We start from the raw sequence: 22,308 nt of genomic DNA, 5'->3' as shown, positions 1-22,308 counted from the left end.
GTCGGGAGCCGGTTATGCCTTCCGGCCCTGGTCCCACGCGTAGTCGAAGCTGCGCATGTAGTGCCGGAACGTCCGTGCTCCCGGCAGGTACTTGAAGTGCATCACCGGGTTCTGCCCGGCGGGAGCTCCGAGCACGTGGGGGTTCACCAGCACGTCGTCATCGAACCGGTAGATCGAGTTGTAGAGGATCGTGTCGTGCAGCCGGATCTCTACGCCGGGTGTCGACATGGCTGGCTGCAGGTACCGGCGAGTTATCCGCGCTCGCGCCGCCAGGTCGTCGCCGATGCCCTCCTCCTCGCCACGCTGGCGCACGGCCGCGGAGTCCGGGTCGCCCAGCAGAATGCGGACCTGGGCGCCGGCCTTCGCCTTCTCGGCCAACTGGTCCGGCAGGTCCGGGTGACTGTCGAAGAGGAAGAGTCCCGCGTACACCAGGATGTCGACCTGGTCCGTCGCCTTCTCGATCAGGGAGGACCACAGCGGGGCAGGGACGGCACCGCGGTGCGGGTAGTACGTGATCAGCTCCGACGCGCTCGCCTTCTCGGCCTGCTTCTCGACTGACGGCCACACGTAGACCTCGTCGACCCCGAGGAAGCTCGCGGCCTTCCAGCGGTGCCCCCGGTGCGGAGTCCGGTTGGTGGTGATCCAGCGCTCGACGCTCTTGGGATCGACTCCGACGTGTTCAGCGACGGACTGGATCGTCTCGCCCTTCGCCGAAATCGCAGCCCGCAGACGCTCGTTCGCCATGGTGTTCCCTCCTAGGGACCCGTAGGGACGTTTTGACGGTAGCTCAGACGTCCCTAAACGTCCATACGGGCCGTGATGCGTCCACCCCCTCTCGCGGTCTCCTGATGTCACCGACGGGACGTCGGCCAAGAACTCACCACTGCAGGAGACAAGACGATGCGTCAGATCCCCGTGGACACCTCCGCCGCGACCGTGATGGTCGCCAAGACCCCGCAGCCCAAGGTCAAGGACCGCCGTACCGGTGAGATCGCCATGGACGTCGAGTCCGGCGCGAAGCTGATGACGGTCGACGTGATGTTCGCGGCCAACGACGAGGTGGAGATCCTCTCCATCACCGTCCCCGAGCCGGGCATCTCCGGTGAGCTGACCATGGGAACGCCGGTCGCGCTCACGGGCCTGATCGCGCGGCCGTGGGAGAACGACTTCAACGGTCAGAAGCGGCACGGCATCGCCTTCCGCGCGGTCGCCGTCACCTCGCTGGCCGCCGCTGCCTCGAACTCGAAGGCGGCCTGACAATGACCGCCTTCACGGTCGCTCTGGTGCTGGTCGTCGCTGCTGCGGGTCTCCTGCGGTGGCGGCGCCCCGCCTGGTACTGGATGACCTTCGGCGTCACCCTCGCCTCGCTGCGGGTCCTGGTCCGCTACTCCTCCGTCATGGACGCCTGTGGCCTGACGGTCCCACCCCCGCGCTGGCGCCTGGCTCTGGCCCGGGTCACCAACCGGCCCGTGCCGGACTCCCGCCCGCCGCGCATCCTGCGCTTCCGGCCGACCCGTACCGGCCTGGTCCTGCGCCTGGGACTGCGCCCCGGTCAGGACGCCTTCGACGTCGCCGCCGCCTCGGACCGGCTGCGCCACTCCTTCTCCATGTACGGGGTCACGTCGCGGGAGGTCCGCTCGGGTGTCGTGGAAGTGCGGATGACCGGCTACGACGTCCTCAAGCGGGTGCAGATGCCCGCCAAGGTCGACACCCGCCCAATGAGGGTTCCGGTCGCCCTGCGCGAGGACGGCTCGGTGCACTACCGCGACTACCGGGCCGTCCCGCACGCCCTCACGCTCGGCGCCACCGAGTCGGGCAAGTCCGTCTACCAGCGCAACCTGGTAGCCGGGCTCGCCCCGATGGAAGTCGCCCTGGTCGGCATCGACTGCAAACAGGGGGTGGAGCTGTTCCCGCTGGCCCGCCGGTTCTCCGCCCTCGCTGACAACCCCGACACCGCCGCCGACCTCCTCGACGCGCTCGTGTCCCGCATGGAAGGCGTCTATCAGCTCATCCGGGCTGAGCAGCGCATCACCTCCGCCGTGCCCGACGCCGAGATAGCCGCCGACATCTGGGACCTGCCCGACGATATCCGTCCCGTTCCGGTCGTGGTCCTGGTCGACGAGGTCGCCGAACTCGCCCTGTTCGCCAGCAAGGAGGAGGAGAAGCGCCGCGACCGCATCATCACCGCACTGGTCCGCCTCGCCCAGCTCGGCCGCGCGGCCGGCATCTACCTCGAAATCTGCGGACAGCGCTTCGGCTCCGAACTCGGCAAGGGCATCACCATGCTCCGCGCCCAGCTCACCGGCCGCACCGCCCACCGCGTCAACGACGAAACAAGCGCCAACATGGCCTTCGGCGACATCTCCCCGGACGCCGTCCTGGCCGCCATCCAAATCCCCGCCGAGACACGCGGGCTGGCCATCGCCGGGGACTCGACCGGTGGCTGGCACCGCATCCGCGCCCCGCACACCTCGCTCCGCCAGGCCGTGAACACCTGCAACCGGCACGCCGACCGCACACCGGCCCTGCCTGAACTGGCCCCCTTCCGGCCCGAGCTAGTCAGCTCTTCCGAGGCCCCGGTGCCGCTGTCCAAGACGGCTCCCCTCATGGCCTGAGTTCCCCCCGCCCAACGGTCGGTGCGACCGCACTTCGCGCCAGGTCCCTGCCCCTGCCATGTCTAATGAAGGGAGAACCCCGCCATGTGCCCCGACTGCGAGGACTTCGCCCGCACGGTCCTGCTCCTGGGCCAGCTCGCCCTCTACGCCGACACCACCGGCGCTGACCTCGACTTCGTGGACGCCGTCAGCCCTTCCCTGGCCGCCTCACTCCCCGAACCGCCAACCGGGGAGGAGTCCTGATGGCCGCCCGTCACAGCCTGCGCGTCGACGCCGTCCTGGTCCAGGCCGTCATCGCCGGAGCCTTGTCCTTCGCCCATCTGCACGACCTGGCCGCCGCTGCCGGACAGGACGGCTGGAAAGCCTGGGCCTACCCGGTCAGCGTCGACCTGCTCCTGGTCGCCGCCTGGCGACGACTCCGCAGTGAGGGCCCGTCCCGGCTGGCCTGGTGCTGGTTCCTCATCGCCCTGTTCGCCTCGCTCGGCGCCAACGTCGCCACCGCCGGATTCCTCGACCTGGCCGACCCACCCGCCCTGCTCCGCCTCGGCATCGCCGGATGGCCCGCGCTCGCCTTCCTCGGCGGAACCCTCCTCGCGCACTCCGGCGACCACCGGATCCCGGATGCCTCGGCACCCGCCGCAACCCCGGAACCCGATCTCGCCGACGACCGCGAACCGGCCCCCGAACCCATGCCGGACCCGGAGCCCGCCCCGGCCCCAGTGGAGGAGCCGCCGGCGCTTCCGCCAGCCGACCCTCCGCCCGCGGTTCCCGCCGTCCTCATCGACCACGCCCGCAAGGTCGCCGCCGACTACCGCGACCGCACCGGCGCCCCGATCGACACCGACACCCTGCGCGCCCGACTCGGCGTCCCGCCCCACCTCGCCGACGCCATCGCCGCCCAGCTCGCCTGACCCGGAAGGAGAACCATCCGCCATGCCAGCCCGCGACCACTTCCACTCCGTGATGCGGATCGGCCCCGTGCAGATCGGCACCCACCGTGACCGCCACGGCCAGACCAAGTACGCCGCCGTCTGCACCGCTGACCGCTGCGGCTGGTCCGCCGACTACTCCAGCCAGAGCGCCGCCCAACTCGCCGCCCGCACCCACCGCTGCCGCGTCCGCTAGGAGACACCGCCGTGCAGGTCCCCCTCTGGTTCGCCCTCGCCGTCGTCGGCTACCTCGGCGTCAAGTTCCTCCGCCCGCCCTGGTGGCTCGTCGCTGTCCTCCTCCTCGGCGGATACCTCCTCGCCGACAGCGTCCTGGCCCCCGCGATCGACACCGCCCTCAGCAAGTAGCCCCGAAGGGAGAACCGCCATGCTCCGCCCGAAGATCCCCACCATGCCCAGTCCTACCGGACTCATCACCCCGCCCACCGTCGTCGAGCCCACCACCGTGGTCCAGCACCACCCGACGCCCGCCCCTGCGCCGACCGCGTCGACCCGCCCGACGATCCAGCTCACCCCCGGCACAGCCCTCGCCCTGGTGGGCGCTGGTACGGCCGTGGTCCTGGTCGTCGGCACCGTCCTGGTCTCGATGCTCCTGGCCGTCGCCGTCACCGGCGCGTCCGTCGCCGTCTGCGCCGTAGTGATCCGCTCGCTCATCTCCTCGCAGCACCGCCGCTGAACGGTCCCAGGGGCGACGCACAAGCCGCCAAGCACGCCGCCGCTCCTGGGACCGGGTTCCGTCAGCCAACCGCCATCGCCAAGGAGCAACGCCATGGACTTGCACATAGCCGCGAGCATCGTGCCGTTACTGGGTTGGGCCGTGCACGGCGGCATCCTCACCCGCCGTCTCGCCTGCGCCCGCCGCGACCCGCTCACCGGCCTGCACACCCGCGCCGGATGGACCGCCCGCGCCGAACACCTCATCCGCCGGCACCCGGACGCGGCTGTGCTCCTGGTCGACCTCGACCACTTCAAGACCCTGAACGACACCCACGGCCATGTTGTTGGGGACGCCGCCCTCGTCGCCACCGCCGACCGGATGCGCGCCTGGTGCGGACGCAACGGCACCGCTGGCCGCCTGGGCGGGGACGAATTCGTCGCCGTGATCCGGGACCTGACCGCCGCCAATCTCGACGCCCTCACGACAGCGCTGCACCGGCCGCTGCCCTATGACGGGACGTCTCTCCCGCTGGCCGCCTCAGTCGGCGTCTGCCCTGTGGCGGAGCTGCCGGTGCCCCTCCTGACGGACGCCCTCGCCGCTGCCGACGCCGCCATGTACGCGGCCAAGGGCCGCACCCGCCGGGGCTTCCACACCACTCGCTGAGAGGCCGCCGGGTGGCGCACAAGCCGCCAAGCACGCCGCCACCCGGGGCCGTTCCTTCCAACCGAAATCGAAAGGAACCACCATCATGGCCCACCACAGCTCGCCCCCGCCGAGGATCTGCCCGGCCTGCGACGGCTTCGCCTCCGTCGCCGTCACCCTCGGCGGCCGCGACCACCGTGGCCACCTGCGCACCATCACCGCCCACTGCCCGGCCTGCAACGGCCTCGGCGTCACCCGCACCCGCCTTGACCGGGAGGGTGCCCGTGCCTGAGCAGCTGCTCGACCGTGCCACCCTCGGCGACCTGCTGAGGGTGGCTTCGGCCTCTGACTACCACCGCTGGCACGAGCAGATACGCCGCACCGGCGGCTGTGCCGACCCCATCCACCTGACCGGCTGGGTCCTGCACAAGGACAAGACGACCGGCGAGACCCTGCACCACTACTCCACCGAGGGCGAACCGGGCGGGCGACTCCGCCTCGCTTGCGGCAACCGCCGAGCCTCCCGCTGCCCCTCCTGCGCCTGGACGTACGCGGGCGACACCTACCACCTCATACGCGCCGGGCTCGCCGGGGACGACCGCCGCGACGTCCCCGCCACCGTCCGCGACCATCCCCGCGTCTTCGCCACCCTCACCGCACCCTCGTTCGGCCGCGTGCACAACCGCCCGGACCGAGGCGTCTGCCGATGCGGCACCCGCCACACCCCCGAAGATCCCGCCCTCGGCACGGCCCTCGACCCGGAGACGTACGACTACGCGGGCACGGTGCTGTTCAACAATCACGCCGGACAGCTCTGGCAACGCTTCACCAACCGGCTCCGCCGTGAAGTCGCCGCCCGCGCCGGCCTCTCCCAGCGGGAGTTGAAGGAGTCGGCCCGGCTGTCGTACGGCAAGGTCGCGGAGTTCCAGAAGCGGGGTGCGCTGCACTTCCATGCCGTGATCCGCCTCGACGGACCGGACGGCCCTGGATCCCCGCCGCCGACCTGGGCCACGGTCGATCTCCTCTCCGACGCGATCCGAGCCGCTGCAGCTCACTCCTACACCTCGATCTCCGTCCCGGCCGCCGCCGACCAACCGGCCCGGACGTTCCGCTGGGGCCGACAGCTCGACGTCCGGCCGGTCAAAGCCTTTGGGGACGGTTCCGACATCACGGAACAGGCCGTCGCCTCCTACGTCGCGAAGTACGCCACCAAGGCCGCCGAGAACACGGGCACCCTAGACCGCCGCATCGGTGAACTGTCCGAACTCGACCGCCACGGCGTCCCGGACCACACCCGACGCCTCATCGAGGCGTGCAAGCTCCTCGATCCGCTGTACCCGGACCGGCGCCTGTGGGCCTGGGCTCACATGCTCGGCTTCCGCGGCCACTTCTCCTCCAAGTCCCGCCGCTACTCCACCACCCTCGGCGCCCTGCGCCAGACCCGTGCCGACTACCGCGCCGCGCAGGAGCACGCCGCCCTCGGCCTCGAGGACCAGGAGCCGGACACCGTCCTGGTCCTCGCCGACTGGCAGTACGCGGGCCATGGCCACACGCCCGGCGAATCCGTCCTGGCCGCCACCATCGCCCGCGGCCTCCAAGTTAACCGCCAGACGGCCCGCGAGGCGCTTGCCGTTCTGCCGGACGTAGGGGAGTGGTGACCGTGGCAACACGACTGCCCGCCCGATACCTGACCCCTGAGGACCTGGTCGAGCTCTTCGAGCTGCCCAGCGTCGAGACGGTCTACCAGTGGCGCCGCAAGCGCATCGGCCCCCGCGGCTTCCGTGTCGGCCGGCACCTTCGCTACGACCCTGACGACGTTCGCGCCTGGGTCAAGTCCCGTATGGAAGGAACCGCTGCCTGATGGCCGGACACATCCAAGACCGCTGGTACAAGAGCGCTCCCGGCCCGGACGGCAAGCCTGTCAGGGTCAAGGCCGACCGTTTCGGCGTCGGCCACCGCTACCGCGCCCGGTACATCGCGCCGGACGGCTCCGAGAAGTCCAAAAGCTTCCCGGACAAGCAGAAGCGCAAGGCCGAAGCCTGGCTGTCCAACATCGAAGCGGACATGTCCCAAGGTCGGTACATCGACCCGGCGGCGGGCTCGGTGACCTTCGCGCAGTACGCCAAGGAATGGATGGCGGCGCTGACCATCGACCCGGTGACCCGTGAAAGCGTCGAGATTCGTCTCAGGGTCCACGCCTTTCCGTACCTCGGTGATCGGCCCATGGCGTCCTTTCGGCCCTCGCACCTGCGGGCGTGGATGCGACAGCTAGAGGAGACGGGACGTGCGGCGTCCTATCGACGGTCGATCTTCGCCAACGTGTCGGCGGTCTTCACGGCTGCCGTGGAAGACCGGATCATCGCCGAAAACCCGTGCCGGGCCCGCTCTGTCCGGGCGCCCTCCCTCGACGGCCGGAAGGTCAAGCCGTGGTCCCTCGATCGCGTCATGGCCATGCACGAGGCGCTGCCGGACGCTTACCAGGAGATGGTTTCCCTTGGGGCTGGCTGTGGGCTCCGACAGGGCGAGATCTTCGGCCTTGCCGTTGAGGACATCGACTTCCTCAGCGGCACGGTTCGTGTGGTCCGACAGGTCAAGCTCATACGTGGCGTGCAGGCGATCTTTGGCCCGCCGAAGGGTGGCAAGGAACGTCACGTCCCGCTGCCCGAGACAGTCTCCTTCGCGCTGGCGGCCCACATCACGAAGCACGAGCCGGTGGAGGTCACCTTGCCGTGGAAGAGCCCGGACGGCCCGCCCGTCACGGCCTCGCTGCTGTTCGTCAACGCTCGGCGTCAATGGCTGCACCGGTTCCGCTTCAACCGGTCCGTATGGCGTCCGGCTCTCACTTCGGCCGGCATACCGCTTGGACGCGAGAACGGCATGCATGCCCTCCGTCACTTCTACGCCTCCGTGCTCCTGGACGCGGGGGAGAGCATCAAGGCCCTGAGCGAGTACCTGGGTCACCACGACCCGAGTTTCACTCTCCGCACGTACACGCACCTGATGCCGAACAGCGAGGCGCGCACCCGGGCCGCCGTGGATCGCGTCTTCCGGGACCCGGAGAGCACCGATGACGGCCCCGAAACGGCCCCTGAGGCGGGTTGATCGTCTGACCTGCTCATGATTCAGAACAGCCACAACTGATCACCGGCGGCCGCGGCCTGCGGCCGCCTCATCCCTCCGTCCGTCCCCGCGGCCGGCCCCGTACTGCGACGAGCGGTCTCCGTTGGCCGGCCCGGACGGCCCATGGTGGAGAACGATGCCGTGACGACTCAACCAACCAGGGCGATGTGGTGGGCGGAACTGGCGGTCTTCCTCGCCGGTTCCGCCGCGACCCTCGCGGCGATCATGTCTGTGCTGTCGCTGGCATCCAGGCCCCACTCGGTCTCCCTCGGGGCCGGGCCCTCAGCCGTGCTGATCGCCCTGTCCGTCGGGGTCGGCATCTTCGTCAGCGGCCGGTTCAGGGCGTGGGACCTGCGCCGTCGGGCCGCGGCCCTCGCCGCACGGTGAGTGTCATGGGGCGGGCGATCACGGCCCCGTGAGCTTGCGGCGCGTCGGGCAGGCTGCGGACCTGTCCGGCGCGGCGCGACGTCGGGGCCGTGAAACACCAATTCACCCCCGCAGCCGCGCGGCGAACCGCGCCAGCGTCTCGAAGTCGGGTTCCCGCAGTCCGACCCGTGGGTTCACGTAATGCAGGAGAGCCGGCGCGGGGTGATGCCGGGTGACGTACGCCGCGTCGGCGGGTGACTGCTCGTCGTCCACCCAGGCGAAGGGGCGTCCCGCGGCGTGCGCGACGATGGCCTCCGTCTTCCAGTGCACCCCGTCGGGCCGTGTGGCGAACAGTCCCTCGCCGAAGTCCACGAACGGCAGCTCGGGCAGTCCGACCACAGGGGCGATCCAGCGGTTGGCCTCGGCCATCCAGGTCGTCGCCCAGCACAGTTCGTAGGGGAGGGCCAGCAGGGCGGGCCCGTGGTCGGGGTTGAGCCAGACCCGCAGGGGGTGGCCGGGCCGGACGGTGGCCCTGATCGTCGTGTAGCCGGCGGGCCGGCGCTCGGGCTGGGCGGCGTACGGGTTGAGGGGGCCGTCGACGTCGAGGAACAGCAGCGGGCGGCTCATCCGCTCACCGTACGGCGGAGCGGAGGGGGCCGCGCGGACGTTCCTCGCGGCCGCCCGGGTGGGGACGGCGCGTCGTTCTCAGGCGGTCGTGAGCCGGTCGGGGGCGGCGACGAGCCGGTCGTAGGCGGCCCGCAGTCCCTCGCGTGTCTCGTGCCCGGCGGGGCGCAGCGGCGCGCGGACCGGCCCGGCCGGCAGGCCCAGGTCGTCCAGCAGGGCCTTGGCGGTGACGGTGCCGGGCAGACCCGCGGCCATCGTCAACTCGATGAGTTCCATGGCCCGTTGCTGGAGGCGCGCGGCCCCGCCGGTGTCGCCCGCGTCGAACGCGTCGATGATCGACCGGAGTTGCTCCGGCGCGACGTTGGCGACGGTGCTGACGTAGCCCACGGCACCCACCGCGTACAGCGCGAGGATCTGCTCGTCGCAGCCGGCGTAGTACGCCAGCTCGGTGCGGGACAGCACCTTCTGGGTGCCGAGGAGGTCGTAGGAGCAGTCCTTGACGGCGACGACCCGGGGATGCCCGGCGAGCCGGACCAGGGTCTCCGGCTCGATGCGGGTGCCGGTGCGGCCGGGGATGTCGTACAGCATGACGGGCAGTCCGGACGCGTCCGCCACCTCCCGGAAGTGGGCCTCCAGGGCGTCCTGCGGGGGGCGGCTGTAGTACGGGCTGACCACCAGCACCCCGTCCGCGCCGGCCTTCCCGGCGGCGAGGGCGAGGTCGACGGTGTGGCGGGTGTCGGCGGTGCCCACGCCCGCCACCAGGGAGACACGGTCGCCGACGGCCGCGCGTACGGCCCGCACCAGCTCGGCCTTCTCGGCGTCCGTGGTCGTCGGCGACTCGCCCGTCGTCCCGGACAGCACGAGTCCGTCGCAGCCCCCCGCCACCAGCCGCCCGGCCAGCCGCTGGGCTCCGTCGAGGTCGAGGGCGCCCGCCCCGGTGAAGGGGGTGACCATCGCGCAGAGGGCGCGGCCGAAGGGCGGGGCGAGCGGGCGTGTGTTCGTCATGGGAGTAGTTTCGACAGGGCGATCGTGAAGCTCCACTTAAATCTGCTACGAGGTACGGGTAAGCAGTGCTGTGGCGTGCGCGATCGGGCGGGGTGGCGTACGGTGTCGCCCGCGATGACCTCGGTGGGCCCGAACTGGCCGCCCACGCTGCCCGGTTGCCGGTCGGCTCGACTGGTTCCGGGGCCGGTCGGCGAGGGTCGGTGGGGGCGGTCCCGGCGGAACGGCGCAGGGGTAGTGGCGGCCCGCCGGGGTACCCGGATGATTCCGAAACCGAGAGGAGGCGGAACACCGTGACCGGGACCATCCACACCCGGCCCGTCCAGGACGGGCACCACACGGTCGGCGAACTCGTCGGCCAGGCCACCGAGCAGCTTTCCCGGCTCGTACGGCAGGAGATCGCCCTCGCCAAGGAGGAGCTGGCGGAGAAGGGCCGTCGCGCCGGCCGCGGCGGAGGTCTGCTCGGGGCGGCGGGCGCGTTCGCCTACGCGGGCCTGCTCGCCCTCGCCGGCACGGGCGTCGCCGCTCTCTCGCTGGCGCTGCCCGTCTGGGCCGCGGCGCTCATCGTGACGGCGGTGCTGTTCGTGATCGCCGCCGTACTGGCCGTGACCGGCCGCGGCCAGCTGCGCCGGGCCACACCTCCCACCCCCGAGGAAGCTCTCGGCAGCGTCAGGGCGGACGTCGAGGAGATCAGGGAAAGGGCGCACCGATGACGGACAGGAAAGGGTCGGACGGCACGGCGACCGGGGCCGGCGGCACCGCGGACCTGCGTCGGCAGATCGCGGAGACCAGGAGCCAGCTGGGTCGGACGGTGGAGGAGCTGGCCGCGAAGACGGACATCCGGGGCCGGGCACGGGCCCGCGCGGCCGACCTCCGCGACCGTGCCGGCGCGATGACCGTTCAACTCCGCAGCACGGCGGCCCAGGCGACCCACACCGTCCAGGACAAGGCGAAGGGCGCGGGCCACGCCGTCCAGGACAGGGCGAAGGACGCCGGTCACGCCGTCCAGGACAAGGCCAAGGAGACCGGTCACACCCTTCAGGACAAGGCGAAGGAGACCGGCCACACCCTCCAGGACAGGACCACGCACGCCGGTCACGACCTCCAGGAGCGGGCCTCCCGGGCCGGCCACACCGTCGAGCAGCACGCCCCCGGGCCGCTGCGTGCGCCGGTGGGGTTCGCGACGCGGCACCCGGGGCCGGTGCTGCTGGTCGCGGCGGGCGCGACGCTCGTCGCGGTGGCCGTGCTGACACGGCGCAGGGCCGGTCGCTAGAGGCCGGACCGGGCCCGGCACCCCCACCGCGGGTGCCGGGCCCTTCCCCTGCCCGTCTGATCACTCATCCACCGTTTCCCGTGCCCCGCTCACCTGCGCGCCGCCTTCCACATCCCGCCCCCGCGGCGCGCCCCGCACCAGGCCGTCCGCAACCGCGTCGGCCACTTGCGGACGTCCCGGGGCTCCACGTACGGCTCCTCCGCCACCGTCCGTCCACCACGGGCCACCGCCCGCTCGCGGGCCAGCTCGGCGTCGAACTCCAGCCCCAGCAGGATCGCCATGTTGCTCAGCCACAGCCACACCAGGAAGACCACGGCACCGGCGAGGGTGCCGTACGTCCGGTTGTAGAGGGAGAAGTTGGCCGCGTAGACCGCGAACCCGGCGGAGGCGCCCACCCAGATCAGCGTGGCGAGGACGCTGCCGGGGGAGACCCAACGGAAGCCGCGGCCGCGGACGTTGGGGGCCGCCCAGTACAGCAGGGCGATCATCAGCACGACCAGCAGCAGCAGCACCGGCCACTTGGCGACGCCCCACACCGCGATCGCCGCGTCACCGAGGCCCACCAGTCGTCCCGCCCGCTCGGCCACCGGCCCGGTGAAGACGACGATCAGCGCGCTCGCCGCCAGCATCAGCATCAGCGTCACGGTCAGCGCCAGCCGCAGCGGGGTCAGCTTCCACACCGGGCGGCCCTCCGGCAGGTCGTACACCGCGTTGGACGCCCGGATGAACGCGGCGACGTACCCGGACGCCGACCACAGGGCGGCGAGCAGGCCGACGACCGCGAGCACGCTCCCGGTGCCGCCGCTGTCGCCGAGCTGGACCACCGCGTCCCGCAGGATCTCCCGCGCGGGCCCCGGTGCCAAGTCTCCGATGTTGTCGAGGATCTGATCCGTGGCCCGCTGCCCCACCACTCCCAGCAGGGACACCATCACCAGCAGCGCCGGGAACAGCGACAGCACGCCGTAGTACGTCAACGCGGCGGCACGGTCGGAGAGTTCGTCGTCGAGCAGTTCCTTCGCCGTGCGCCGCGTCACCGCCCACCACGACCGTGCGGGCAACCGTCCGGGACTGTCCTGGCCGTCCCTGTCGTCCGTGTCTTCGTCCATGAGCTGCGGGTCTCCCGAAAACGGGCCGCGAACCGCGTGGAGGGGCCGGCCGAACGCGGTGTTCGGCCGGCCCCGGGGACCCCGTGAGGACGACGACGGCTACGGCTTGAAGCGCAGCACCTGCGGGTCGTGGTCGCTGATCTGGTCGTTGAACTCCGCGTTGATGTGCACGCTGTCGTACTCGAAGTCGCAGCCGCGCCGGATCGACGGGCTGACCAGGATCTGGTCGAGGACCTGGCTGTTGCCCTGGTAGACGTACGAGTAACGCTCGCTCTTCGGCAGCGACTTGATCGCCGACCACAGCTCGCCGTCACCCTCGAGGACCTCGGTGGTGCCGGAGAACTCGAAGTCGTTGATGTCGCCGAGGGCGATGACGTCCGCGTTCTTCTGGGTGTCGAGGATGTCCTTGACGAAGGCGTTGACGAGCGCCGCCTGCTGGTGGCGCTGGGTCTCGGAGCTGCGCGCCACCGGCTGGTACTGCGCGGTCAGCCCCTGGTCGCCGCCCTTGGAGTTGAAGTGGTTGGCGATGACGAAGACCGTGCGGCCCCGGAAGGCGAACTCGCCGACCAGCGGCTTGCGGCTGGACTTCCAGGCCGCGTTCGCCGGGTCGATCCGGCCGGGGGAGACCGTCAGCGCCGCCTTGCCGCGCTCCTCGGTGACGCCGGCGGCGGTCGTGGCGTCGCCGCCCGCGCGGTCGGTGAAGGAGACGCGCTCCGGGTTGAACAGGAACACCTGGCGGATGTTGCCGCCCGGCTCGCCGCCGTCGGTGTTGTCGGCCGGGTCGATCGAGCGCCAGTCGTACCTCGGGCCGCCCGCCGCGACGATCGCGTCCGTCAGCTTGGCCAGCGTCCGGTCGGCGGCGACCGTGCCGTCGTTCGTCGCGCCGTTGTTGTCCTGGATCTCCTCCAGGGACACGATGTCGGGCGACTTCAGGCTGTGCACGATCGCGGAGGCGTGCTCCTCGAAGGTGGCGTCGCCCGGGTCGAGGTTCTCGACGTTGTACGTCGCGACGGCCAGCTCGCCGTTCTTCTGCTTGCGCGTCGTCTCCCGCTCCAGACCGGCGCTCTTCAGGGTGCCGATCCGGTTGGCGACGAGGGTGTAGCCGCCGAACTGGTTGTAGTCCAGCGGGCCCGCGGTGGCGCCGGTGAGCGTGTCGCCGACGTTCGCCGCGGGGAAGTCGGCGACCTTGCCGAGCGACTGGATCTGCAACCGGCCGGTGTTCTGGGAGTCGTAGGAGCCGTAGACCGTGCCGCCGCGGCGGTTGCGGTTCTCCCACGGCTTCACCGTGACCCACAACTCGGTGTACGGGTCGGTGGCGCCGACCACCCGCACGTCGCCGACCTGGACGTTCATGCCCTCCAGGGACTCGTAGTAGTCCAGGGCGTACGTGCCCGGCCGCAGGGTGAGGCCGTTGATCGAGTTGTTCGCGGCCGGGTCGCCCGCCGGGGCGTACGCGGCCGGGACCGACCTGGCGTCGACGACGGTCGCCGCCGGGACCGGGTTGCCGCTGGAGACCACGGTCACCGTGGGGCGGACGATCTCCGTCACCGCCTGGTTGCCGGACGAGGTGCCGCCCGGGACGAACTCCGAGACGGTGCCGGAGACGGTGACCGCGTCACCCACGGCGACCTTCGGGGTGGAGCTGGTGAAGACGAAGACGCCCTCGCTGGTGACCGGGTCGGCGTCCGGGTTCGGGTCCTGGATCCAGAAGCCCTTGGAGGAGCCGTAGGCGCGTACGCCGGTGACGATTCCGGTCACGTCCGTGACCTGCTTGCCGGCGTACGGCGAGATGCGCGTGGTGCCCTGGATGTCGTGGATGCGTACGGAGTCCGCGTGCGCGGGCGCGGCGATGACGACGGTGGACGCCGCGGAACACACGGCGGCGACGGTGAGCGCGGCGAGGCGCGCGGAAGTCCTGCTAGGCAACGGGTTCCCTCCGGGGACGTGCATGAGCGCCGGGACGAGGGTGAGGCGTGGGCGCGGCGACGCGCGTAGAAACCAGTGAACACCTGTCCCCCCAACTTCTACGCGCGTCAATCTCCTGCCTGGCCAGGCCACTTGTCAAGGTTTCGGCCATGTACGGCCGCTGGCCGGGAGATGAACCGGGCGGCATGGGTGGATATCCGTCTAGGCTGAGCGGTTGAGTGGCACGACGCGTCCTAGGAGAACCAGCCGATGTCAGACAGCTCCCCCCTGCCGCCCGTACGGCTGCACCCCGAAGCGGAGCTGGCGCGCGACGCGCTGTCCACCCCGTTGCTCTCCCGCGCCGCCCGTCTCGCCCGCTGGGCCGGACCCGACACCCGTGTCGACGCCGGTGGCGGACTCGTCGACGAGCAGTTGCCGGCCGCCGCCGAGGCGCTCGGACTGACCGGCGACGAGGCCGCCGCGCACGCGAGCGAGGCCTGGCGGATCGCCGTGGACGCCGGGCTCGTCGCCGTCGCCGACGAGGAGGCCGGCACCGTCACCGCCGGCGACGACCTCGCCCTGCTGACCGGCGGCTCCCCGCACGACGTGCTCGCGGTCTGGCTCGCCGCCCTCGAGGCGGTGCTCGCCGACGCGAGCGTGCCCGACCTCGACGACCTGATCGAGGCCATGGACGAGGGAGGAGAGGTCGACTTCTCCCGGCTCGACTGGGACCCCGAGGGCGAGGCCGCCTTCCTCGACGGCGTGCTCGCCAACCTCTACCTGCTCACCGTCACCGAGGACGGCCCCGGCGACGGCCCCGTGCCGCTGCCCGCCCTCGCCGCATCCATGATCGTCCCCGGTGACACGGGCGAGCCCACCAACGACATGCTGGAGCAGGTCTCCGACGCGATGATGCGCCTCGACGACCAGTTCCGGCTCCTGGAGCCGATCGGGCTCGTCGCCTACCAGCCCGTCGACGAGGCCCTCATGGGCGACCCCGAGGAGGAGCCCGCCGCACCCGTCGACGAGACCGACGTCTCCCGCTACGGCATGGTCCGGCTCACCCCGCTCGGCCTGTACGGCCTGCGGGCCCGGCTGCTGGAGGCCGGATTCCAGGCCCCGACCGTCGGCGACCTCGCCGACAAGGGCGCCGACGCCCTCCTCGACGGCAGCGCCTCCTACGGGCCGCGCTCCGCGCGCGCCGAGACCGAGCAGTGGCTGGCCCGCCGCGAACCCGTCGCCGCCGCACGGGAGTTGCTCGCCGCCGCCCGCGGCTCGGACGCGGGCGCGCCGCTGCGCCGGCTGCGCTGCCAGCAGGCCCTCTCCCTCGTCGGCGGACAGGCCGAGCCGGCGGTACGGGAGGTGCTCGACGATCCCGAGCTGGGCGGTCTCGCCCGGGTCTGGCTGAGCGAGCTGGGCGCCGCCGACGTACCGGCTCCCTCCGAGGAGCTCGTCTTCTGGCTCACCATCGACACCGTGGCCGCCCAACTGGCCGCCGAGGGCAACTCCGAGGAACTCCAGGGACTCGTCGAGGGGCTCGCCCAGCAGCACAGCGGCTTCTTCTCCGCGGCCTGGCGGGTGGAGCACCCGGCCACGGCCGACGTCCTGGAGGCGATGGGGCGGCTGCACCCGGACAAGAGGATCGCCAAGGAGGCCCGCAAGGCCGCGTTCAAGGCGCGGTCCCAGCAGGGCGGGTGAGGGCATTTCCTCCGGCGCGGTGAGGGCCTGGCCTCCGGCGCGGTGAGGTCCTCTTCTCCGGCGCGGTGAGGGAATTAGTTTCCGGTGCGTGGAGGAGGGCCGGTGGGAGCCCCCTGCTCCACTCCGCTGCGGCCCGGGCCGACAACAATTCGTTCGCGGCCCGCGTGCCGCGCCTCCTACAGTGAGATCACGACAGCGCACCTCCCGGTGCGAAGGCGGCGGTTACTTCTTCTGTCCAAAGAATCCCGGCCGCAGCCGACTTGATCTCGGGAGGCGCGGCATGCGGTGGGTGCCCGGTGCGCAGGCAACGGTTACTTCATTGGATCGGACGGCTGCGGGTTCGAATCCCGTCATCGACTTCGGGTCGGTGTAGCTCAATCGGTAGAGCATCTGGCTGAGTCCGTCGCCGACTCCTGATCTCGGGCACCCTCCCTCTGCCGCGCCTCTCTCCGAACAGACAGCAGTGGACAAAGAATTCGGGGGGAATTCAGCATGGCGCGCTTCAACATCCGTGCCGCCAGGGCGCAGCCCACTTCCGGTGTGAGGACCACGGGCCGCGTCCTGCGGACGCGCGAGGGCGGCCGGGGCCACGAGCGGGACGCACGCTCCGAGCTCTTCCTGCTCGCGGTGTCGCACTTCGTGACACAGCGGACCTTCTACGAGAACGGCACCGACCGCGACGACCGGTTCGTCCGCCTCGTGCGCGAACTCGCCGTCTCCGACCCGTCCTGGACGGCCGGCCTGCTCGGCTGGCTGCGCGGCGAGGGCAACCTGCGCACGGCGGCCGTCGTGGGCGCCGCCGAGTACGTCAGGGCACGCCTGGCGGCGGACACGACCGACGGTCCGTCCAACCGGCGGGTCGTCGACTCGGTGCTCCGGCGCCCGGACGAGCCCGGTGAGCTGCTCGCGTACTGGACCGCGACCTACGGCCGCAACGTCCCCAAGCCCGTCAAGCGCGGCATCGCCGACGCCGTACGGCGCCTCTACAGCGGCACGTCGCTGCTGAAGTACGACACCGCCTCCAAGGGCTACCGCTTCGGCGACATCCTCAACCTCGTGCACGCGGCGCCGGACCCGGACAAGCCGTGGCAGGGCGAGCTGTTCCAGTACGCCCTGGACCGCCGGCACCACCCGGACACCGCCGTGCCGCCCGCGTCCAGCCGGGTCCTGACCGCGCACCGCGAGCTGATGGCGCTGCCGGTCGCGGAGCGGCGCGCGGTCGTCACCTCCGAGGGCGGCGCCGAGCGGCTCGCCGCGGCCGGGATGACCTGGGAGGCGCTGGCGGGCTGGCTCCAGGGGCCGATGGACAAGGCGGCCTGGGAGGCGGTGATCCCCTCGATGGGTCCGATGGCCCTGGTCCGCAACCTGCGCAACTTCGACGAGGCCGGTGTCTGCGACGAGGTGGCGGCCCAGGTCGCGGCCCGGATCAGCGACCCGGCGGAGGTCGCGCGCTCACGGCAGTTCCCCTTCCGGTACCTCGCCGCGTACCAGCACGCGCCGTCGCTGCGCTGGGCGTACCCGCTGGAGCGGGCGCTCGGCCACTCGCTGGGCAACGTGCCCGCGCTGCCCGGCCGCACGCTGGTGCTCGTCGACCGCTCGGGCTCGATGTTCTTCTCGCGGCTGTCGGACCGCTCGGACCTCAACCGCGCCGACGCGGCGGCGATCTTCGGTACGGCGCTCGCGCTGCGGGCGGCGGACGCGGATCTCGTCGAGTTCGGGACCGGCAGCAACCGCGTGGCGTTCCGCGAGGGCGAGTCGGTGCTGAAGGTCCTGGAGCGCTTCGGCGACCTGGGCGGCACCGACACGACCGGGGCGGTACGCGAGCACTACAGGAAGCACGACCGGGTGCTGATCGTCACCGACGAGCAGTACACGTTCAGCCGGCACGGCTCGCCGACCGAGCAGGTCCCGGCCTCGGTGCCGGTGTACACCTGGAACCTCGCCGGGTACCGGGCGGGCCACGGCCCGTCGGGGGAGGGGAACCGGCACACGTTCGGAGGGCTGTCGGACGCGGCCTTCCGGATGGTGCCCCTGCTCGAAGCATCACGGGACGCCGACTGGCCGTGGGCCGTCTGACCGCTCCCGGCACCCAGGGGCCCGCACTCCGGTGCGGGCCCCTTTTCTCGGAGCCGATTGATATCTAACATTTCAGTTCGTGGAGCCTCTACGACCCGTGCCCCGCACCCTCCTCAGGGAGCGCGCGTACGCCGCCATCCGGGACGCCATCGTGACCGGCGCGATCGAGCCGGGCGCGGTGGTGCGTGACGCCGATCTCGCCGAGCGGCTCGGGCTGTCCCGGGCGCCGGTGCGGGAGGCCTTCTCGCGGCTCGTGGACGAGGGGCTGCTGGAGAGCAAGCCGCAGAGCTACACACGGGTCACCCCGGTCGTCGCCGCCGACGTACGGGACGCGGCGGCCGTGGTCGGGGCCATGCACGAGCTGGTCACCCGGATCGCCGTGCCCCGGCTGTTCGCCGCGGACGTCGAGGCGATGCGCGCCGCCAACGAGCGGTTCGCCGCCGCCGTGGGCGCCGGGGACGTGGACGGTGCCCTGCGCGCGGACGACGAACTGCACGACGTCCTGGTCCGGGTCGGCGGCAACCGCGCGGCCGCCGCCACGGTCGCCCGCTACACCCCCCTCATCCGGCGGCTGGAGCGACGGCGCTTCGGCGAGGGCGGCACCTGCCGTTCGGCCGGGCTGCACGACCGGCTGATCGAGGCGTGTGCCGGCGGTGACGTGGACGAGGCGGTCCGGGTCACGGCGGAGATCTGGCGCACCCTGGCCGACCTGGCCGAAACCGACGACCGACCCTGCTCCTGACCCCGTTCCGGGAGGCCCCATGTCCCTCGCCACGCCGTTTCCCGCGTACGAGCGCTACCCGCTCCTCTTCGGCCCCTCGCCGGTGCACCCGCTGCACCGTCTGACGGAACACCTCGGCGGAGCCTCCCTGTGGGCGAAGCGGGAGGACTGCAACTCCGGTGTCGCGTACGGCGGGAACAAGACGCGCAAGCTGGAGTACCTGGTCGCCGACGCGCTCGCGCGGGGCTGCGACACGCTGGTGTCGATCGGCGGGGTGCAGTCCAACCACACCCGGCAGGTCGCGGCCGTCGCCGCCCGCGCCGGACTGAAGTGCGTGCTGGTGCAGGAGAGCTGGGTGGAGTGGCCCGACTCCGTGTACGACAAGGTGGGCAACATCCTGATCAGCCGGCTCGCCGGGGCCGACGTACGGCTGGTGCGGGCCGGGTTCGGCATCGGCTTCAAGGAGAGCTGGGAGCAGGCGCTGCGCGAGGTCGAGGAGGCGGGCGGCAAGCCGTACCCCATCCCGGCCGGGGCCTCCGACCATCCGCTCGGCGGTCTCGGCTTCGCCGGCTGGGCCTACGAAGTGGCCGAGCAGGAGCGGGAGTCGGGCGTCTTCTTCGACACCGTGATCGTCTGCTCGGTGACCGGGTCGACGCAGGCGGGCATGGTCGCCGGGTTCGCGGCGCTCGAGGAGGCGGGCGGCCGGCCCCGGCGCGTGATCGGCGTCGACGCCTCCGCCAAGCCCTCCGAGACCCGGGCGCAGATCGCCCGCATCGCCGACCGCACCGGCCGGCTCATCGGCGTCGAGCGGGAGTTGACCGAGGCCGACGTCGAGCTGGACGAGCGGTACCACGCCGGTGTCTACGGCGTCCCCGACGAGGCCACCCTGGAGGCGATGAGGCTCGCCGCGCGGACCGAGGGCATGGTCACCGACCCCGTCTACGAGGGGAAGTCGATGGCCGGGATGATCGACCTGGTCGCACGTGGCGAGATCGGCCGCGACTCCACCGTGCTCTACGCCCACCTGGGCGGGCAGCCGGCGCTGAACGCGTACAGCGCCCTGTTCTGAGCCGTGCCCGCGCGATCGGCGGAGCGGCGCCGAACGCGCGGGCCCGCGTCGTGGGAGACGATCTCCGCGGCGCGGGCCGCGCCGGGAGGGTCTCCACCGGGGGTGTACGTCCCGTCCCGGGTAGCCGTGCCGGACACCGCTCCCGGCCTCCTGGCCGGGGCAGGCCGCGCCGGATGCCGGGCGGGCGACGTCGACGACCGGTGGAGCCGACGCCGGCCCTCGGGTGGGCGGTGGCGATGACGGGGAGGACGGCATCCGGCCGGGCGCTCCCCGTCTGGTGTCCCCGGGTGAAGTGGTGGAGCATGCGGGCAGCACGAGCTGCCCGGAGAGAGGGGCGGGGGCTGTCTCCGTTCGGTCTCCGACGACTGCGCAGAGACTCCCCGGTCCGCAAGGAGTAACTGGATGACGCAGGTCAAGCCCATGCGCGCGGACGCTCGCCGCAACTACGGGCGGTTGCTGGAGGCGGCGGCGGAGGCCTTCGCCGCGCAGGGGGAGGGCGCGTCCCTCGACGACATCGCCAAGCGGGCGGGCGTCGGTTCCGGCACGCTGTACCGGCACTTCCCGACGCGTCAGGCGCTGCTGGAGGCGGCGTACGTCGACCGGGTCGAGGCACTCGCCGCGCGCGCCGACGAGCTCGGCGAGGAGCTGCCGCCGGGCGAGGCGCTGGTGGCCTGGCTGAACGAGCTGTGCGCCGGCACCCTCCAGGTCCGCGGGATGAAGGCCCTGCTCGGGTCGGCCGTCACGGACGGCGGCGTCGCGGCGGTCTCCTGCGGCACGCGGGTGCGGGACGCGGCGACCCGGCTCGTCGGGGCGGCGCAGCGGGAGGGGACCCTGCGGGCGGACGTCGAGCCCGTCGAGGTGCTGCGGCTGGCGCACGGTGTGTCGACGGCGGCGGAACTGGCGAACGGGGACGGCGACTGCATCCGGCGGTATGTGTCCCTGCTGACGGAGGGGTTGCGGGCCGGGCGGTGAGGGCGGCGGCGGGCTCCCCCTGCCGGGGGTGCCCGCCGCGGTGCCGTCAGAGGGCCTGGGCCGCCGGCTTCACCATGTTCCGCACCGTCCGGGCCTTCACGAACTCGCCCATGGCCGTCATCTCCCACTCGCCGGTGAACTGGCGGATCAGCTTGGCCATCATCACGCCCGTCTGCGGCTCGGCGCTGGTGAGGTCGAAGCGGACGAGCTCCTCGCCGGTCGCGGCGTCCAGCAGGCGGCAGTAGGCCTTGGCGACCTCAGTGAACTTCTGGCCGGAGAAGGAGTTGACGGTGAAGACCAGGCCCGTGACCTCCTGGGGGAGACGGCCGAGGTCGACGGTGATCACCTCGTCGTCGCCGCCGCCCTCGCCGGTGAGGTTGTCGCCGGAGTGCTTGACCGCGCCGTTCACGATGGACAGCTTGCCGAAGTAGCAGCTGTCGATGTGGTTGCGCTGGGGGCCGTAGGCGATGACCGAGGCGTCCAGGTCGATGTCCCTGCCGCGGTACGCCGGCTCCCAGCCGAGGCCCATCCTGACCTGCGAGAGCAGCGGGCGGCCGCCCTTGACGAGGGAGACGGTCTGGTTCTTCTGCAGGCTGACGCGGCCCTTGTCGAGGTTGATCTTGCCGGCGCCGGGGGCGGGCGGGGCGGGCGGCGCGGGCGGGGCCGGGGGAGCCGCCGGGGTGGACAGCGGGGGCGCCGGCGGGGTCACCGGCGGTTGCATGGTGGGCGTGGGCGGGGCGACCGGCTGGGCCGGGGCCGGCGCGGGCTCCTCCACCGTGACGCCGAAGTCGGTGGCGATGCCGGCCAGGCCGTTGGCGTAGCCCTGGCCCACCGCGCGGGCCTTCCAGGCGCCGTTGCGCAGGTAGATCTCCACGACCACCAGCGCGGTCTCGGTGCCGAGCTGCGGGGGCGTGAACGTGGCCAGGACGCTGTTGTCGTCCGCGTTGCGGACGGTGGCCGTCGGTTCGACGCCCTGGAAGGTCTGGCCGGCGGCGTCGGGGCTCGCGGTGACGACGATCTTCTCGATGCCCGGGGGGAGGGCGGAGGTGTCGACCGTGATCGCGTCGGGGGCGGTGCCGCCGCCGGAACGGTACGTCACGCCGGGGCCGCTCGGCTGGTTGTAGAAGATGAAGTCGTCGTCGGAGCGCACCTTGCCGTCGGCGGTGAGCAGCAGGCCCGAAACGTCGAGCCGTACCGGGGCGGCGACGTCCACCGTCACACGGGCGACGGGGAGAGGGATGTTCGAGCCGGGGGTCATAGCTGTCATGCCCCGTGAACGAGCGAGGGCGTTTTACCGTTCCCTTACCGTCCCCATTCGGTCGGGCCGGCCGCATGGGAGGTGGCCCCCGGCCCTGCGGGCGGATCCTCCACGGGACCACCACGATCTCGCGGCACGGCGGCGGGGGGGGCCCGGGGGGGGCCCCCCCCCCCCCCGGGGGGGCCGGGGGGGCGGGGGGGGCCCCATCGGCGGGTCGCCGCCGCCCTGGCCGCCCCCGTCGGCGGGCGCGGGGGTG

26 protein-coding genes are annotated in these 22,308 nt (G+C 72.1%); 20 read left to right on the top strand and 6 right to left on the bottom strand.

Annotation, left to right across the window (positions count from 1 at the left end; genetic code table 11):
* Positions 1 to 12 precede the first annotated feature (12 nt).
* Complete coding sequence (locus ACF1A1_RS00790; RefSeq protein WP_356671732.1) at positions 13 to 744, bottom strand: XRE family transcriptional regulator; 732 nt, start codon at positions 742 to 744, stop codon at positions 13 to 15.
* A 156-nt stretch (positions 745 to 900) separates the two neighbouring features.
* Between ACF1A1_RS00790 and ACF1A1_RS00785 the strand changes: the two genes are divergently transcribed.
* The 13 genes from ACF1A1_RS00785 to ACF1A1_RS00725 all read left to right on the top strand — a co-directional run bounded on the left by ACF1A1_RS00785 (position 901) and on the right by ACF1A1_RS00725 (position 8,369).
* Entirely contained in the window at positions 901 to 1,257 is a 357-nt protein-coding gene (locus tag ACF1A1_RS00785; RefSeq protein WP_161368211.1) for a hypothetical protein, read from the top strand.
* A 2-nt stretch (positions 1,258 to 1,259) separates the two neighbouring features.
* Positions 1,260 to 2,615 carry an FtsK/SpoIIIE domain-containing protein gene (locus ACF1A1_RS00780; RefSeq protein ID WP_391643982.1) on the top strand — a complete coding sequence of 452 codons (1,356 nt, stop codon included), beginning with the start codon at positions 1,260 to 1,262 and terminating at the stop codon, positions 2,613 to 2,615.
* 84 nt (positions 2,616 to 2,699) lie between these two features.
* Positions 2,700 to 2,858 (top strand): hypothetical protein, encoded by a 159-nt coding sequence (locus ACF1A1_RS00775; protein ID WP_167396220.1) that lies wholly within the window; start codon positions 2,700 to 2,702, stop codon positions 2,856 to 2,858.
* Complete coding sequence (locus ACF1A1_RS00770) at positions 2,858 to 3,526, top strand: DUF2637 domain-containing protein (protein ID WP_391643980.1); 669 nt, start codon at positions 2,858 to 2,860, stop codon at positions 3,524 to 3,526. Before ACF1A1_RS00775 ends, ACF1A1_RS00770 begins: the two co-directional genes overlap by 1 nt.
* 22 nt (positions 3,527 to 3,548) lie before the next feature.
* A complete protein-coding gene (locus ACF1A1_RS00765; RefSeq protein WP_161368208.1) occupies positions 3,549 to 3,740 on the top strand; it encodes a mobile element transfer protein in 192 nt (63 codons plus the stop codon).
* 11 nt (positions 3,741 to 3,751) lie between these two features.
* The gene (locus ACF1A1_RS00760; protein WP_184564812.1) at positions 3,752 to 3,910 is read left to right on the top strand and encodes a hypothetical protein; all 159 of its coding nucleotides are present in this window, start codon (positions 3,752 to 3,754) and stop codon (positions 3,908 to 3,910) included.
* 19 nt (positions 3,911 to 3,929) lie between these two features.
* Complete coding sequence (locus tag ACF1A1_RS00755) at positions 3,930 to 4,238, top strand: SpdD-like protein (RefSeq protein ID WP_391643978.1); 309 nt, start codon at positions 3,930 to 3,932, stop codon at positions 4,236 to 4,238.
* Positions 4,239 to 4,331: 93 nt separating this feature from the next.
* On the top strand, positions 4,332 to 4,883 hold the full coding sequence (locus tag ACF1A1_RS00750) for a GGDEF domain-containing protein (protein ID WP_391643976.1): 552 nt from the start codon (positions 4,332 to 4,334) through the stop codon (positions 4,881 to 4,883).
* Between the two features lie 85 nt (positions 4,884 to 4,968).
* The gene (locus tag ACF1A1_RS00745; RefSeq protein WP_391643974.1) at positions 4,969 to 5,154 is read left to right on the top strand and encodes a hypothetical protein; all 186 of its coding nucleotides are present in this window, start codon (positions 4,969 to 4,971) and stop codon (positions 5,152 to 5,154) included.
* Positions 5,147 to 6,520: a replication initiator protein RepSA gene (gene repSA / locus ACF1A1_RS00740; protein WP_391643972.1), complete on the top strand. Its 1,374-nt coding sequence runs from the start codon at positions 5,147 to 5,149 to the stop codon at positions 6,518 to 6,520. Before ACF1A1_RS00745 ends, repSA begins: the two co-directional genes overlap by 8 nt.
* Entirely contained in the window at positions 6,514 to 6,723 is a 210-nt protein-coding gene (locus ACF1A1_RS00735; protein WP_391643970.1) for a helix-turn-helix transcriptional regulator, read from the top strand. The genes repSA and ACF1A1_RS00735 overlap by 7 nt, the downstream gene beginning before the upstream one ends.
* Positions 6,723 to 7,964: a tyrosine-type recombinase/integrase gene (locus ACF1A1_RS00730; protein ID WP_391643968.1), complete on the top strand. Its 1,242-nt coding sequence runs from the start codon at positions 6,723 to 6,725 to the stop codon at positions 7,962 to 7,964. The genes ACF1A1_RS00735 and ACF1A1_RS00730 overlap by 1 nt, the downstream gene beginning before the upstream one ends.
* 159 nt (positions 7,965 to 8,123) lie before the next feature.
* Positions 8,124 to 8,369 carry a hypothetical protein gene (locus tag ACF1A1_RS00725; RefSeq protein WP_391643966.1) on the top strand — a complete coding sequence of 82 codons (246 nt, stop codon included), beginning with the start codon at positions 8,124 to 8,126 and terminating at the stop codon, positions 8,367 to 8,369.
* 102 nt (positions 8,370 to 8,471) lie between these two features.
* On the opposite strand, the gene ACF1A1_RS00720 is transcribed toward ACF1A1_RS00725, so the two are convergent.
* Positions 8,472 to 8,975 (bottom strand): hypothetical protein, encoded by a 504-nt coding sequence (locus ACF1A1_RS00720; RefSeq protein ID WP_391643964.1) that lies wholly within the window; start codon positions 8,973 to 8,975, stop codon positions 8,472 to 8,474.
* A 78-nt stretch (positions 8,976 to 9,053) separates the two neighbouring features.
* Positions 9,054 to 9,977, bottom strand: a complete 924-nt coding sequence (dapA, locus tag ACF1A1_RS00715; RefSeq protein ID WP_391643962.1) for a 4-hydroxy-tetrahydrodipicolinate synthase — start codon at positions 9,975 to 9,977, stop codon at positions 9,054 to 9,056.
* A 290-nt stretch (positions 9,978 to 10,267) separates the two neighbouring features.
* Here dapA and ACF1A1_RS00710 point away from each other — a divergent pair, with 290 nt between their 5' ends.
* Together ACF1A1_RS00710 and ACF1A1_RS00705 are read left to right on the top strand one after the other, a co-directional pair.
* On the top strand, positions 10,268 to 10,687 hold the full coding sequence (locus ACF1A1_RS00710) for a phage holin family protein (protein ID WP_391643960.1): 420 nt from the start codon (positions 10,268 to 10,270) through the stop codon (positions 10,685 to 10,687).
* Positions 10,684 to 11,247 carry a DUF3618 domain-containing protein gene (locus ACF1A1_RS00705; protein WP_391643958.1) on the top strand — a complete coding sequence of 188 codons (564 nt, stop codon included), beginning with the start codon at positions 10,684 to 10,686 and terminating at the stop codon, positions 11,245 to 11,247. Before ACF1A1_RS00710 ends, ACF1A1_RS00705 begins: the two co-directional genes overlap by 4 nt.
* Positions 11,248 to 11,336: 89 nt before the next feature.
* On the opposite strand, the gene ACF1A1_RS00700 is transcribed toward ACF1A1_RS00705, so the two are convergent.
* Together ACF1A1_RS00700 and ACF1A1_RS00695 are read right to left on the bottom strand one after the other, a co-directional pair.
* Entirely contained in the window at positions 11,337 to 12,353 is a 1,017-nt protein-coding gene (locus ACF1A1_RS00700) for a YihY/virulence factor BrkB family protein (RefSeq protein ID WP_391643956.1), read from the bottom strand.
* A 99-nt stretch (positions 12,354 to 12,452) separates the two neighbouring features.
* A complete protein-coding gene (locus ACF1A1_RS00695; RefSeq protein ID WP_391643954.1) occupies positions 12,453 to 14,279 on the bottom strand; it encodes an endonuclease/exonuclease/phosphatase family protein in 1,827 nt (608 codons plus the stop codon).
* Between the two features lie 249 nt (positions 14,280 to 14,528).
* On the opposite strand from ACF1A1_RS00695, the gene ACF1A1_RS00690 reads away from it, so the two are divergent.
* From ACF1A1_RS00690 to ACF1A1_RS00670, 5 genes are all read left to right on the top strand, one after another.
* Positions 14,529 to 15,956, top strand: coding sequence for a hypothetical protein (locus ACF1A1_RS00690; protein WP_391643952.1), 1,428 nt, complete (start codon positions 14,529 to 14,531; stop codon positions 15,954 to 15,956).
* 492 nt (positions 15,957 to 16,448) lie between these two features.
* Positions 16,449 to 18,032 (top strand): TROVE domain-containing protein, encoded by a 1,584-nt coding sequence (locus ACF1A1_RS00685; RefSeq protein ID WP_391643950.1) that lies wholly within the window; start codon positions 16,449 to 16,451, stop codon positions 18,030 to 18,032.
* Between the two features lie 79 nt (positions 18,033 to 18,111).
* Positions 18,112 to 18,774, top strand: a complete 663-nt coding sequence (locus tag ACF1A1_RS00680; protein ID WP_391643948.1) for a GntR family transcriptional regulator — start codon at positions 18,112 to 18,114, stop codon at positions 18,772 to 18,774.
* A gap of 19 nt (positions 18,775 to 18,793) precedes the next feature.
* Positions 18,794 to 19,822 carry a 1-aminocyclopropane-1-carboxylate deaminase gene (locus ACF1A1_RS00675; protein ID WP_391643946.1) on the top strand — a complete coding sequence of 343 codons (1,029 nt, stop codon included), beginning with the start codon at positions 18,794 to 18,796 and terminating at the stop codon, positions 19,820 to 19,822.
* 402 nt (positions 19,823 to 20,224) lie between these two features.
* Positions 20,225 to 20,794, top strand: coding sequence for a TetR/AcrR family transcriptional regulator (locus ACF1A1_RS00670; protein ID WP_391643945.1), 570 nt, complete (start codon positions 20,225 to 20,227; stop codon positions 20,792 to 20,794).
* Between the two features lie 46 nt (positions 20,795 to 20,840).
* Here the strand turns inward: ACF1A1_RS00670 and ACF1A1_RS00665 are convergent, their stop codons facing one another.
* Positions 20,841 to 22,052, bottom strand: coding sequence for a TerD family protein (locus ACF1A1_RS00665; RefSeq protein ID WP_391645290.1), 1,212 nt, complete (start codon positions 22,050 to 22,052; stop codon positions 20,841 to 20,843).
* Positions 22,053 to 22,308: the final 256 nt, after the last annotated feature.

The sequence above is a fragment of the Streptomyces sp. NPDC014995 genome (assembly GCF_043080745.1).
In the GTDB taxonomy this organism is placed as follows: domain Bacteria; phylum Actinomycetota; class Actinomycetes; order Streptomycetales; family Streptomycetaceae; genus Streptomyces.
This window is presented reverse-complemented; position numbering and strand designations above follow the sequence as displayed.

Bases quoted from the DNA above. Each gene is read 5' to 3' on its own strand.
- ACF1A1_RS00790 (WP_356671732.1), bottom strand. From the start codon at position 744: ATGGCGAACGAGCGTCTGCGGGCTGCGATTTCGGCGAAGGGCGAGACG.
- ACF1A1_RS00785 (WP_161368211.1), top strand. From the start codon at position 901: ATGCGTCAGATCCCCGTGGACACCTCCGCCGCGACCGTGATGGTCGCC.
- ACF1A1_RS00780 (WP_391643982.1), top strand. From the start codon at position 1,260: ATGACCGCCTTCACGGTCGCTCTGGTGCTGGTCGTCGCTGCTGCGGGT.
- ACF1A1_RS00775 (WP_167396220.1), top strand. From the start codon at position 2,700: ATGTGCCCCGACTGCGAGGACTTCGCCCGCACGGTCCTGCTCCTGGGC.
- ACF1A1_RS00770 (WP_391643980.1), top strand. From the start codon at position 2,858: ATGGCCGCCCGTCACAGCCTGCGCGTCGACGCCGTCCTGGTCCAGGCC.
- ACF1A1_RS00765 (WP_161368208.1), top strand. From the start codon at position 3,549: ATGCCAGCCCGCGACCACTTCCACTCCGTGATGCGGATCGGCCCCGTG.
- ACF1A1_RS00755 (WP_391643978.1), top strand. From the start codon at position 3,930: ATGCTCCGCCCGAAGATCCCCACCATGCCCAGTCCTACCGGACTCATC.
- ACF1A1_RS00750 (WP_391643976.1), top strand. From the start codon at position 4,332: ATGGACTTGCACATAGCCGCGAGCATCGTGCCGTTACTGGGTTGGGCC.
- ACF1A1_RS00745 (WP_391643974.1), top strand. From the start codon at position 4,969: ATGGCCCACCACAGCTCGCCCCCGCCGAGGATCTGCCCGGCCTGCGAC.
- ACF1A1_RS00730 (WP_391643968.1), top strand. From the start codon at position 6,723: ATGGCCGGACACATCCAAGACCGCTGGTACAAGAGCGCTCCCGGCCCG.
- ACF1A1_RS00720 (WP_391643964.1), bottom strand. From the start codon at position 8,975: ATGAGCCGCCCGCTGCTGTTCCTCGACGTCGACGGCCCCCTCAACCCG.
- dapA (WP_391643962.1), bottom strand. From the start codon at position 9,977: ATGACGAACACACGCCCGCTCGCCCCGCCCTTCGGCCGCGCCCTCTGC.
- ACF1A1_RS00705 (WP_391643958.1), top strand. From the start codon at position 10,684: ATGACGGACAGGAAAGGGTCGGACGGCACGGCGACCGGGGCCGGCGGC.
- ACF1A1_RS00700 (WP_391643956.1), bottom strand. From the start codon at position 12,353: ATGGACGAAGACACGGACGACAGGGACGGCCAGGACAGTCCCGGACGG.
- ACF1A1_RS00690 (WP_391643952.1), top strand. From the start codon at position 14,529: ATGTCAGACAGCTCCCCCCTGCCGCCCGTACGGCTGCACCCCGAAGCG.
- ACF1A1_RS00685 (WP_391643950.1), top strand. From the start codon at position 16,449: ATGGCGCGCTTCAACATCCGTGCCGCCAGGGCGCAGCCCACTTCCGGT.
- ACF1A1_RS00675 (WP_391643946.1), top strand. From the start codon at position 18,794: ATGTCCCTCGCCACGCCGTTTCCCGCGTACGAGCGCTACCCGCTCCTC.
- ACF1A1_RS00670 (WP_391643945.1), top strand. From the start codon at position 20,225: ATGACGCAGGTCAAGCCCATGCGCGCGGACGCTCGCCGCAACTACGGG.
- ACF1A1_RS00665 (WP_391645290.1), bottom strand. From the start codon at position 22,052: ATGACCCCCGGCTCGAACATCCCTCTCCCCGTCGCCCGTGTGACGGTG.